Raw genomic sequence first — 12,053 nt, 5'->3', positions numbered from 1 at the left:
ATGGCAGGGGGGTGAACCGCGGCCTTGCGCCCGCGCCTGTCCCCCACGGGGCGAGATAATGCGGGAAATCCGCGCCTTGTCACGGAAAAAGCAAATTTCTCCATAAGAAACAGGGTCGCTTTCCGTAAAACAACGCAGTATACATTCGCGGGTTTGGGTTTCCCATCGGGTTATCGGGCGCGCAAGCGCCATGAGCAGGAAAGCAAGAAATGACGAATGTTGTGGTGGTCGGCTCGCAATGGGGCGACGAAGGCAAAGGCAAGATTGTCGACTGGCTGTCCGAGCGGGCAGATGTCGTCGTGCGGTATCAGGGCGGCCATAATGCCGGCCATACGCTTGTCATCGATGGCATCAGCTACAAGCTTTCGCTTCTGCCGTCCGGCGTCGTGCGTCCCGGCAAGCTCGCCGTCATCGGCAATGGCGTCGTGGTCGATCCGCATGCGCTGATTGCTGAAATCGGTCGTCTGGAAGTGCAGGGCGTCAAGGTCACGCCGGAAAACCTGCGCATCGCCGACAATGCCACGCTCATTCTTTCCCTGCACCGCGAACTGGATGGCATGCGCGAAGACGCCGCCTCCAACAGCGGCACCAAGATCGGCACCACGCGCCGCGGCATCGGCCCGGCTTACGAAGACAAGGTCGGCCGCCGCGCCATCCGCGTCATGGATCTCGCCGACATGGAGGCGCTCTCCGCCAAGGTCGATCGCATCCTGACGCATCACAATGCGCTTCGCCGTGGTTTTGGCGCGACCGAAGTGTCGCATGAAACCATCATGGAAGAGCTGGGCTCGATTGCCGAGCGCATCCTGCCCTTCAGCGAAACCGTCTGGCTGCTGCTCGACAAGAAGCGCCGCGCCGGTGCGCGCATCCTGTTTGAGGGCGCTCAAGGCTCGCTGCTTGATATCGACCACGGCACTTACCCTTACGTGACCTCGTCCAACACGGTTGCCGGCCAGGCCGCTGCCGGTTCGGGCATGGGTCCGGGTTCCCTAGGTTATATTCTCGGCATCACCAAGGCTTACACCACCCGCGTCGGCGAAGGCCCGTTCCCGACCGAACTGCATGACGAAATCGGCCAGTTCCTCGGCGAAAAAGGTCATGAGTTCGGCACTGTTACCGGTCGCAAGCGTCGTTGTGGCTGGTTCGATGCCGCGCTGGTGCGCCAGTCGGTCGCCACCAATGGTATTACCGGCATCGCGCTGACCAAGCTCGATGTTCTCGATGGTCTCGACGAGCTGAAAATCTGCGTCGGCTACAAGCTTGACGGACAGGAAATCGATCACCTTCCGGCAAGCCAGGGCGCGCAGGCGCGGGTCGAGCCGACCTACGTCACATTGGAAGGCTGGAAAGAATCTACCGTCGGTGCCCGAAAATGGGCGGATTTGCCTGCTCAGGCAATCAAATATGTCCGTCAGGTCGAGGAATTGATCGGGGCGCCTGTCGCGCTTCTGTCGACAAGTCCGGAGCGTGACGACACCATACTTGTGACTGATCCGTTTGAGGACTAATGTCCACGGCGATCTAGATTCATAAACCATATCGGGCCGGTACGTCGCCGGTCACGACGAGAAAGTGCTTATGGCGGATTTTGTAGCAGTCATTCGCAAGGCCGTGGATGGCTTGGCGAACAATACTCCCGAAAATCGGGCGAAGGTTTACGACAAGGCGCGCAGTGCGGTTGTGCGCCAACTCGAGAATATGAAGCCACGTCCGCCGGAAGAATTGTTGCGCCGGCAGATCGCCAAGCTGGACGCCGCCATTGCCGAGGTGGACAGCGAATATGCCGAGGCCTTGCCGGCGCTCACCGAGGATGATGCGTTCTCCCCGGTGGCCGAAGAAACGGCGGCATCCTATGAGCATCAGGATGCCGTCGATGAGCCGGCTGCCCATGCCGCCGAAGCCGAGCACGACGTCGAACCGGAACAGCCAGCCCATCGCGAAGAGGTGCAGCACGAACCGGTTTATGAAGAACCTGCATCGGCTGAGCCGGAACCGGTTTACGAAGAGCCCGCCCATCACGACGAACCCCGCCCCGATGCCCATGCCTCTGAAGAGGAGCGGCATCATGGAGAGCACGAGCCGGAAGAGCTTTATGATGCGCCGGAACCGGCGCCTGTCGCACCGGCCCTGGTGACCGCTTCCCACGAAGAGGTCGGCACCTATTTCACCCGCACGCAAGAAGAGCCGGCTCACCAGCCGCAGGATGACTATGCGGAGCCTGAAACGGTGCCCGCTCCTGCCGATGATTCCGTTCCCTCCCATTGGGCGCAGCCGGTGGAGGAGGATGACTGGCGCAAGCTCGAGGAAGCGCAGAACCATGACGCGCGTCCGGCTGACGAAGCCTATGGGGAAACTGGCAACGAGAGCGGCGAACGTCCGCTCGTTGCCGGTTATGCAACGCAGCACTATCAGGAGCCGGAGGTAAATTTCGAGCCGGCCCCTTACGAAGAGCATGAGCGTCGCGAGGCGGATAACCGTTTCGGCCCTGCCGCGGTGGAGCATGCGCCCGCCTTTGGCGGCCGGCACGATTTTGACGAACATCGCCAGGTGGAAGAGCAGGCGCCGAAAAAGGCAGCCGTGGTCGAGGATTTCTCGTCCTATTTCCAGGATGCGGATATTGCCATTCCGCCCAAGGACGCGCCGGCGCTGCCGCGTGCGGATGATGATCTCTTCGGAGAAAAGGCGGCGGCAAAAGACAATAAAGAACGCACGCCCTGGGACGATCTGGACGAGCTGATCGGTTATGACGGCGCTTCCTCGTCCAACCGGCAGGCTTCGGATGAAACGCCGGGTCTTGGTGCCGCGGCGGCGACGCCCGCCTATATGGTCAAGAAGAAGCCGCGCCGTAACTATGCCTCGGTCGTGCTCGCCATTGTCGGCGTGGCGCTGCTTGCCGGTGGCGGTTATGCCGTGTGGATGAACCGCGATGCGCTGAACGATATGGTCGGCGGTCTGGTCAGTTCCGCGCAGAATGGCGGCAATGGCCAGACGCCCCCGGCAGATACGGCGCAGACGCAGCCTTCGACGCCGCCTGCGACCCAGCAGCCGCCGGCCACGAATGGCCAGCAGCAACCGGCCGCCAACAACAATCACCAGGCCCAGTCGCATGGCGATGACGGGTCGGTCACCGGCACCAAGTTTACCCAGCGCCTGATGGCCGATGGCACCGAACGTGACGAAGGACCGGCAGCCGGTGCGAACGGTCAACCCGTTACGGCCGAAGGCCAGTCTGTCTATGAACAGAACGTCGCGCCGCCGCCTGCGGACGCGGATCCGGCCAATAATGCCGGTGCACCTGCGGGAACGCCTGCTGGCACGCCAGCGGGACAGCAGCCTGCCGCTGCCGCCACCGGCGACCGCATGTTCCTCTATGAGGAAGTGCTGGGTCAGACGGTTCCGACTGCCATTCAGGGCAGCGTTTCCTGGTCGTTGCAGCAGGAAAATGACGCGGAAGGCAAGCCTTCGCCCACCGTGCAGGGCCAGATCACCGTTCCCGGCCGTGGCCTCAGCGCGCTCATCACCTTCAAGCGCAACACCGATCCGTCGTTGCCGGCGAGCCATCTGATCGAGATCGTCTTCTCGGTTTCGCCCGGCTTCGAAGGCGGCGCGATCGACAGCGTCCAGCGTATCGCGATGAAGAGCACCGAGCAGGATCGCGGCAACGCGCTGATCGCGGTTCCGGCCAAGATCACCGACGATTTCCACATGATCGCGCTCAACGACTTCCCGGATGCGATGAAGACCAATCTGGAGCTGCTGAAGAGCCGCAACTGGATCGACATTCCGGTCTCCTATCGCAACGGCCGGCGCGCGCTGCTGACCCTGCAAAAGGGCAATGACGGCATCGCCGCCTTCGACAAGGCGCTTAGTGAATGGGCGGCGGCAGCACCGGCCGCTGGCGGTCAGTGATGGTTTAAGGGCGGCTCAGGCCGCCCTTTTGTTGTAAGGCAACGGGCGACGTCCTTATGGAATGGCTGCGGCGGTGTCTTTGCTTTGTCGGGTGATGGGCTTTTGGGGATGTTGGTGGGTGCCGCTTACCCCCCTCTGCCCTGCCGGGCATCTCCCCCACAGGTGGGGAGATCGAATCGCGGCAAAGTTTCGCCTTTCTTGACAGTCGAGATAGCGCAACGCGGGCGCGTCTTGCCAATCTCCCTCCTTGTGGGGGAGATGCCCGGCAGGGCAGAGGGGGGGAAGCGGCATACTCCGAAGCACGGATATTTTCCTTACCGCTTTTCCTCCAGCACAATCGCGGGTCTCAGAGGCAGACCATTTCCCATCGCCTGCCTTTTACAAACAAAAAATCCCCGGCCGAAGGCCGAGGATGATTCAACGTCAGCGCATTGGCGTGAAGAGCGCGCTGCTTACGCGTCCACCACGCGCAACGCCCGCGCGGCTTCCAGCGCTTCCTTCTGCACCGCTTCCTGCACCTTCTCGAAGGCGCGAACCTCGATCTGGCGGACGCGTTCGCGGCTGATGTCGAACTCGGATGAGAGTTCCTCCAGCGTTACCGGATCTTCGGCGAGGCGGCGGGCCTCGAAGATGCGGCGTTCGCGCTCATTCAGTACGCCCATGGCCTTGGCCAACATGCGGCGACGCGTTTCCAGCTCGTCCTGCTCAATCAGCACGGCTTCCTGGCTCTCATGGTCATCCACCAGCCAGTCCTGCCATTGGCCGGACTCGCCCTCGGAGGCCTTGATCGGCGCATTCAGCGAGGCGTCGCCATGCAGGCGGCGGTTCATCGAGATGACTTCTTCTTCCGACACCTGCAGCTTGGTGGCGATTTCCTTGACGTGTTCCGGCTTCAGATCGCCGTCGTCAATCGCCTGGATGCGGCCTTTCAGCCGGCGCAGGTTGAAGAACAGGCGTTTCTGGTTGGCCGTCGTGCCCATCTTCACCAGAGACCACGAACGCAGGATATATTCCTGGATCGAAGCCTTGATCCACCACATGGCATAGGTGGCCAGGCGGAAACCGCGTTCCGGATCGAACTTCTTCACCGCCTGCATCAGGCCGACATTGCCTTCGGACACGACTTCGCCGATCGGCAGGCCGTAACCGCGGTAACCCATGGCGATCTTGGCGACGAGACGCAGATGGCTGGTGACGAGTTTGTGCGCGGCATCGCGGTCGCCATGCTCGGCATAACGCTTGCCAAGCATGTACTCTTCCTGCGGCTCCAGCATCGGAAATTTGCGGATGTCGTCGAGATATCTATTGAGGCCGGCTTCGCCGGCTGTAATCGTAGGCAAACTATTGCGGGCCATAAAGCACCCCCTTATCTATGGTCTGGAACGGTACCCTCTTTGGCGTGGAAAATCACCCGCCCGAGGCACACCGTAAGCTGCGGGTCGTTACCGACCCCGCACGAACCCATGCGACAGATATGTACGCGCCCGCCGCGTTTCAAGCGAACGCTGCGTTCACACATGCGTTATGGCGAGGCGACCCCTTCTTTGACCTGTTTAACTTTCGAACGGTAGATTCGTTCCGAAAATCCACCGAGACCGGAGCGCACCATCAGCTCATACATCACCCGCCGGCGCATGGGATTGTGCAGGCGAACCACCTTCGAGCCGAGGAACTGCGTCTCGACATGGCCGAGCGCCTGCAGGTCGGGATCGGTGGTGATTGCGGCTGCGTAGGTGGCGTAAAATTCACGGCGGCAGACATAGGTCTTGTATTTCGTCATGCAGAAACAGACGAGGCTGTGGCCGTGGGTGCGTAGAAAATCGGCGACGCCAACCGTCACCTCCGGCCAGGCGGGATTGAAGGTATCGTCGAAGACGATGACGCCGTGTGGCGCGATTACCTCCATCGCCAACTTCGCATCCGCCAGCACATGATGCAGATGGTGGCCGCCATCGATGCTGAAGAAGCGCACCGGGCCGATGCGCGAGGTGATCTCGGCGGGCGCCAGCCGTGTGCTGTCGCCCTTGATGATGAGGTCCACATCCATGGGAAACCCCAGCCGGCGGCCGTTTTCCATCAGGCGCTCATATTGGTCGAGGCTGCCATCTTCGGGCGGATCAAGATCGAAAAGATCGACACCCAGCACCTTTTCCTGTGGCTGTGCGAATTTGCGCAGCAGGAAATAGGAACGGCCATAATAAACGCCGATTTCCGCCATGCCGCCGCCGAGGCCATCTCTTGTCTGCGCCTGCAGCAGCGCCTTGAACACAAGCGCATCGGGCGGGTCGATATAACCTTCGACGCTGCGCAGCTCCTGGAATATAAACCGGCGGTCTTCGATATTCATAGGTGATAAATCCCGTCATCATGCCGGGTCCGTTCAGGCTGAGGCACGATTGCAAGCTTTCCGTGGCCGAGGAGGTGCGAGGATTGAAGCGAAATTGGGGCGGTCTACAAAAAGGACCGACTGCGGAATATCGCTTTCCGCTAATCTTTTTTTATTATCCGTGGCTTCCGGCGAAATGCATGGCGCAGTTTTTTGGCTGCGCCAGCCAAGTTTTCAGCTGCGCAGGGCAGTCAGCAGCTCTTCCATGTCTTCAGGCATATCTGTTTCGAACTCCATCACCTCGCCGGTGCGGGGGTGTTCGAAGGCCAGAAGATAGGCATGCAACGCCTGCCTCGGGAAACGGTTGACGGTGCTTCTGGCCGGTTCTTCCAGCAGGTTCGCCTTGGTGCGGAAGGCTGCGCCATATTCGGGATCGCCGATCAGCGGATGACCGATATGGGCCATGTGCACGCGAATCTGGTGCGTGCGGCCGGTTTCGAGGCGGCATTCGACCATGGAAGCGAGGCAGGAGGCGTCAGGCTTTTCGTGGAAACGTTCCATCACCTCGTAATGGGTGATCGCCTCGCGGGCATCGAACGAATCCTCATTCTTGACGGCGCGCTTGGTGCGGTCAGTGCCGCGCCCGAGCGCTGCGTCAACCGTGCCGCGCAACGTGCGCGGGCGGCCCCAGACGACGGCCTTGTAGGCGCGTTCCAGCGGCCCGGTGCGGCCATGGTCGGCAAATTGTGCGGCGAGGTGACGGTGGGCATTGTCGTTCTTCGCCACCACCATGACGCCCGAGGTTTCCTTGTCCAGCCGGTGCACGATGCCCGGCCGCTTGACGCCGCCAATGCCGGAAAGGCTGTCGCCGCAATGGTGGATGAGGGCGTTGACCAGCGTTCCCGTCCAGTTGCCGGCACCCGGATGCACGACGAGACCGGCTGGCTTTACGAGCACGATCAGGTCTTCATCCTCATATTCCACGTCGAGCGGGATGTCCTCGCCCTGCGGCACGGGGTCTTCCGGCTCCGGCATGACGATCTCGACGCGATCGCCCGGATGCACCTTCTTTTTCGGTTCGGTCACGGGCTGGCCGTTCAGGAGAACCGCACCCTGCTCGATCAGCGCCTTCAGGCGGCTGCGCGACAGATCGCTGCCGACTTCGCCCACCAGCCACACATCGATGCGGCCTTCGGCGTCTTCCCCGGCAATCAGGACTTTCCTTGCGTCTCCGCCTTGTTTAAAGGGGTCGTTCATTCTTATTTTTCCGATCCATCAGCATTTCAGGGAACCCGATGACGCAGATCGAGCCAGACGAACAGGAAGACAAGCCGCTTGATCCGGCCATGGAAAAAGTTCGCCGCAAGATGATCCGTTTGCAGATCGTGTCGGGCTCCGTGATGTTTATCAGCCTTATGGCCGTCTTCGGTGCGGTTGTCTACAAGGCGATGGGGCCGGCGAAAACGGTTCAGACGCAAAGCGAAGCGCCGAACCTTGCGGTTCCGACCGGTAACGGACCGGTTGCCGTCACCGCCAGCCTGCCGCAGGGCTTTACGATCGACAATGTCAGCTATTCCGGCGGCGACATGCTGTTTTACGGCCGGCTTGCCAACGGCACCCGCAAGGCGCTGGTCTTCAACGTCGCGGCCGGCCGGTTCCTTGCCGATGTGACTGTTGATGGCCAGTGAGGCCAATAACATGCTGGACGGGCGGGTGCTGATCCCGGTCGACGACCCCGCCGATCCGCGCATCGCTGCCTTTCGCGATATTCGCGAGCGTGATCTCACCGGCCGGCAGGGCCGCTTCATTGCCGAAGGCACGGTGGTGCTGCGCATGCTGGCCGCCGCTCATAAAGCGGGCGGGGCCTTTGCGGCGGAAAGTATCCTGATCCTCAAGAACCGGCTTGCCGGCGTTGCGGATATTCTTGCCGATTTCCCTGACGACGTGCCCGTTTATGTGGCCGAAGCGCCGGTGCTGGACGGTATCGTCGGTTTTCACCTGCATCGCGGCATTCTGGCGCTCGGGCGACGGGTGCGCGATGACGGGCTGGACCAGATGACCGCGGCACTTCCCGCGTCGTCGCTGGTGCTGGTGGGCTGTGGCATTTCCAACCACGATAATCTCGGTGCGATGTTCCGCAATGCGGCGGCGTTTTATGCCGATGCGGTGCTGCTGGACGAGACGTGCTGCGATCCGCTTTATCGCAAGGCGCTCAGGGTTTCCGTCGGCTCGGTGCTGTCGGTGCCCTATCATCGCGGCGGTGGGGCGGTGGAGATGCTGGAGCGGCTTTCCGAGGAGGGATTTGCGATCTGGGGCCTGTCGCCGGATGGCAAGACAGAAATCCGCGACCTTCCCCGCTCCGAGCGGATGGCGCTGGTAATTGGTACGGAAGGCGAGGGGCTGCCGCAATCGGTGCTGTCGCGTTTTCAGACGGCGCGGATTGCGCAGTCGCCGCAGCTTGATAGTTTGAATGCGGGGACGGCTTCGGGGCTGGCGCTTTATCAGATGGCGGGGGTGATGGGGCGGGTGTGAGTTGACGCCTGTGCGCGAGGGCCTCCTTGGCGTATGCCGCTTACCCCCCTCTGCCCTGCCGGGCATCTCCCCCTCAAGGGGGGAGATCGACTCGTCGTTAGGTCTCGCCTATCTCGACATCTGAGAATGAAGTGGTGGTAGCGCCTCTTGCCGATCTCCCTCCTTGTGGGGGAGATGCCCGGCAGGGCAGAGGGGGGTAAAGCCGCACCCACTGAGGCGAACTATCCCCCACCCACCGAATTAGCGTTTCCGCTTCTCCATCACCACCTTAGCCCGCGTCGCAAGGCTCTCCCGCCCTGACGAAGCGGACGCCTTGGCCAGCAACCCCGGAATAGGCGACGTCTCACCCTCCCGGGCGGCCGTCAGCGCGATCATCTCGGCGGCGATCCTTGCGATTTCGCGGCGGATCGGTTCGTCATTGCCGGTGCCGCGCACATTCAGCAGGCGTTCGGTCAGCGCCGTGCCTTGATTGCGGATATCTTCGATTTCCTGTTCCAGACCTTCCGGCGCCGGTGCCGCTGGCTCAACCACGGGGGAGACTGCGGTGTCTTCCGCGGTCGCCGCCTCTGTCACGTCGTCTTCGACAACCGGTGCTGTTTCAGGCATGGCGGCTGCGGCAGGGGCGGCCGGTTGCGGCGGGTTGACCACTTTTTCCACCGGCACGGCAGGGTTCGGCAGGCGAATGATCATGTCGTTGCTGCGGCCGCCGGTTGCGGCAAGCTGCTCTTTCAGGCGGGCGACGTCCTGGTTGCGCAGGGTCAGCATCGTGTCGAGATCGGCATTTTTCGCCATCAGCGTGGCGAGCTGTTCCTCCAGCCGGGTAACCTTGCGGCTTTCGCGCGCAACCGCCGTCATCGCTTCCTTATTGCGGGCGGCGACATCCTGCAATTCGCGGGTCGCGGTCTCGCCTTCCTTGCGGAAACGGGAGGCAGTCTGTTTCGCCTGCTCGGCCTCCAGATCGCGGGTGGCGGCGGTAATTTTCGAATCATCCAGCTCGCGCGTCAGATTGGTGAGGCGGGCGGTGAGATCGGACATCTGGGCGGCGCGCTCGTTGGCGGCCTGTTCCTGCTGCAGGAGATTGGCCGCAATAGTATCGGCGCGTTCTTCGCTGGCATCGAGGGCGGCACGCAATTCGCCGATCTCCAGCGTCAATTCCTCGATCTTCAGGGAGAAGCTGCGGTTCTGCTCACCCAGGCGATAGGCGTCGCTGGACGCTGCCTCGTTGGCGAGGCGCAGCGAAGTATTTTTTTCCCGTTCGGTATCCAGTTCCTGGCGGACCTTGGCGTTTTCGGCGGCGTAAAGCGCGCGCGCCATGTCCTTTTGGGCGCGCACTTCCTGCGGGCTGATGGGCATCGTCGCGCGGATGCGGTTTTCCGTATAGGCGACGATGCGGCGGTGGATCGCGGGTGCGATCAACAGGGCCAGCAGGGTTGCGGTGAGAAAACCCAATCCGAAGAGAATGGCATATTCGATCACGCGGGACAGTCTCCGAAACTCAGATACGCGCGCATTCGGAAAGAGGGGCGCGAAAGCACGTTACGCTATTATTGCAACCGTGGGGAGGGGTTTCCCTTAGGCAATTCGACAGGGCAGGGAGGTCACCGCTCATTTCTTCTCCCCGCCGGGGAGAAGTCCGCGGCAGCGGGATGAGGGGGCAAGGGTCGTAAGATGCGGCAACGTTGCCCCCTCATCCGACCCTTCGGGCCACCTTCTCCCCGGCGGGGAGAAGAAACAAACTGCAATCGTCTTGCCTTATCAGAAGGGGTTCCAGGTCGGCTGCTGGGTGAGCTTCAGGTAACCGACATTGATGCCGAGGCGCGCGCCGATGCCGGTGCGGATGGGGGCGAGCGTCACATCGCTGCTTTTCAGATAGGTCATGCCGACGCCGGCGACGATGAAGGCGGAGCCGCTGACGCCGCCGTAACGGCGATAAAGCGCGTCGACCGAGGGCAGGTTGTAGACCAGCATCATGGCGCGGGTACCCTGGCCGCCATAATCGAGGCCGAGCGACGGGCCCTGCCAGAAGACGGGGTGCTGGCCGGCATTCTTGGTGTAAAGCGTGCCTTCACCATAGGTGAGGCCGGCAACGAAGGCGCCGGAGCCCTCCTGGCCGAGAATGTAACCGTTCGGAAGACCGTATTGCTGGAAGGCGCGCTCCACCACCTTGGCGAGGCCGCCGGTGGTTTCACCGAAGAATCCGTGGCCTGCATCCACGACTTCCTGGATAGAATATTGATCGCTGGTCTGGGCAAAGGCCGGGGTGACCCACATCAACAGGCTCGCAAGGAGCGCGACAATCTTTCCCAGTCCGAGGCGTGCAATGGTGCGGGTTTTCGTAAGGCGCATCGTCATGTCCGTCCGTCTGTTTCGTTAACGCAGCAGCCCGAAAAACCGAATCGATTTTCGCGGGGCCGATGCGTAGAGTCAAAATTCTACAGCATGTTTCGTGCATCCTGACAGATACACGGGGCTCCAGTGTGGCCTGTTAAGGCATTTGGCATTTTGAAACCATCCTATTAACAATCGGTTTACCAAATATGGTGTCATTATGGCTTAACAATTTCCACACCGTCCGCGCCTCCCTTGCGCAGGAGAGAATTTTATGACGAGCAAACTCAATATCACGCTGTCCGGTCCCGATCTGGCGGCTCTTTTGTGCAGCCGTGTGTGCCATGATGTGATTTCTCCTGTCGGCGCCATCAATAACGGCCTCGAACTTCTGGACGAGGGCGGCACGGATGACGACGCGCTCGATCTCATCCGCACGTCAGCGCTTAACGCATCCGTGCGGCTTAAGTTCGCCCGCCTCGCCTTCGGCGCTTCCGGCTCGGCCGGTGCTTCGATCGACACCGGCGAGGCCGAAAAGGCCGCACAGGATTTCGCTGCCGCCGAAAAGAAAGCGGAAGTGAGCTGGAGCGGTCCGCGCGCCATCGTGCCGAAAAATCGTGTCAAACTTCTGCTCAACCTTTTCCTCGTCGCTTATGGCGCCATCCCGCGCGGCGGCAATGTGGATGTGCTCCTGGAAAACCCTGACGGCGACGCCAGGTTCGAAATCGCCGTCAAGGGTCGGATGATGCGCGTTCCGGCCAAGTTCGTGGAAATTTACGAAGGCCGGCTGGAAGAGGCGGTCGATGCCCATTCCGTACAGCCCTATTACACGCTGCTGCTGGCCGAAGAGGCCAATATGACCGTGGAATACAAGGTGCATGACGACCGCATCGTCTTTACCGCAAAGACGGTTGCCGAGTGACGATGAAGTTGCCGATGTGAATTTGTGAGAGGCCGG

Annotated in this window: 10 protein-coding genes; 5 read left to right on the top strand and 5 right to left on the bottom strand. The window is 61.5% G+C overall.

Going from position 1 to position 12,053, the window contains the following annotated elements; all coding sequences use genetic code 11:
• Nucleotides 1-209 precede the first annotated feature (209 nt).
• Both NYR50_RS10715 and NYR50_RS10710 read left to right on the top strand, forming a co-directional pair.
• Nucleotides 210-1,508 carry an adenylosuccinate synthase gene (locus NYR50_RS10715; protein ID WP_418135922.1) on the top strand — a complete coding sequence of 433 codons (1,299 nt, stop codon included), beginning with the start codon at nt 210-212 and terminating at the stop codon, nt 1,506-1,508.
• Nucleotides 1,509-1,578: 70 nt separating this feature from the next.
• Nucleotides 1,579-3,909 carry a hypothetical protein gene (locus NYR50_RS10710; RefSeq protein ID WP_418135921.1) on the top strand — a complete coding sequence of 777 codons (2,331 nt, stop codon included), beginning with the start codon at nt 1,579-1,581 and terminating at the stop codon, nt 3,907-3,909.
• Nucleotides 3,910-4,361: 452 nt separating this feature from the next.
• Here NYR50_RS10710 and rpoH read toward each other — a convergent pair whose 3' ends face one another.
• The 3 genes from rpoH to NYR50_RS10695 all read right to left on the bottom strand — a co-directional run bounded on the left by rpoH (nt 4,362) and on the right by NYR50_RS10695 (nt 7,492).
• On the bottom strand, nt 4,362-5,264 hold the full coding sequence (gene rpoH, locus NYR50_RS10705) for an RNA polymerase sigma factor RpoH (RefSeq protein WP_080824422.1): 903 nt from the start codon (nt 5,262-5,264) through the stop codon (nt 4,362-4,364).
• A gap of 167 nt (nt 5,265-5,431) precedes the next feature.
• Nucleotides 5,432-6,256: a class I SAM-dependent methyltransferase gene (locus NYR50_RS10700; RefSeq protein ID WP_418135920.1), complete on the bottom strand. Its 825-nt coding sequence runs from the start codon at nt 6,254-6,256 to the stop codon at nt 5,432-5,434.
• A gap of 213 nt (nt 6,257-6,469) precedes the next feature.
• Nucleotides 6,470-7,492: an RluA family pseudouridine synthase gene (locus NYR50_RS10695; RefSeq protein ID WP_418135919.1), complete on the bottom strand. Its 1,023-nt coding sequence runs from the start codon at nt 7,490-7,492 to the stop codon at nt 6,470-6,472.
• 38 nt (nt 7,493-7,530) lie between these two features.
• Between NYR50_RS10695 and NYR50_RS10690 the strand changes: the two genes are divergently transcribed.
• Nucleotides 7,531-7,923, top strand: a complete 393-nt coding sequence (locus tag NYR50_RS10690; protein WP_174009232.1) for a hypothetical protein — start codon at nt 7,531-7,533, stop codon at nt 7,921-7,923.
• A complete protein-coding gene (locus NYR50_RS10685; RefSeq protein WP_418135918.1) occupies nt 7,913-8,767 on the top strand; it encodes a TrmH family RNA methyltransferase in 855 nt (284 codons plus the stop codon). The genes NYR50_RS10690 and NYR50_RS10685 overlap by 11 nt, the downstream gene beginning before the upstream one ends.
• Before the next feature lie 240 nt (nt 8,768-9,007).
• Here the strand turns inward: NYR50_RS10685 and NYR50_RS10680 are convergent, their stop codons facing one another.
• Together NYR50_RS10680 and NYR50_RS10675 are read right to left on the bottom strand one after the other, a co-directional pair.
• Nucleotides 9,008-10,243 carry a hypothetical protein gene (locus NYR50_RS10680; RefSeq protein WP_418135917.1) on the bottom strand — a complete coding sequence of 412 codons (1,236 nt, stop codon included), beginning with the start codon at nt 10,241-10,243 and terminating at the stop codon, nt 9,008-9,010.
• A 279-nt stretch (nt 10,244-10,522) separates the two neighbouring features.
• Nucleotides 10,523-11,119: a DUF1134 domain-containing protein gene (locus tag NYR50_RS10675; RefSeq protein WP_006314968.1), complete on the bottom strand. Its 597-nt coding sequence runs from the start codon at nt 11,117-11,119 to the stop codon at nt 10,523-10,525.
• A gap of 250 nt (nt 11,120-11,369) precedes the next feature.
• Here NYR50_RS10675 and chpT point away from each other — a divergent pair, with 250 nt between their 5' ends.
• Nucleotides 11,370-12,017 (top strand): histidine phosphotransferase ChpT, encoded by a 648-nt coding sequence (gene chpT, locus NYR50_RS10670; RefSeq protein ID WP_111805984.1) that lies wholly within the window; start codon nt 11,370-11,372, stop codon nt 12,015-12,017.
• Nucleotides 12,018-12,053 lie beyond the last annotated feature (36 nt).

It is taken from the genome of Agrobacterium sp. El2ro-1b (assembly GCF_048298475.1).
In the GTDB taxonomy this organism is placed as follows: domain Bacteria; phylum Pseudomonadota; class Alphaproteobacteria; order Rhizobiales; family Rhizobiaceae; genus Agrobacterium; species Agrobacterium fabrum.
Note: the sequence above shows the minus strand (reverse complement) of the source record. Positions and strands in the feature narration are given on the sequence as shown.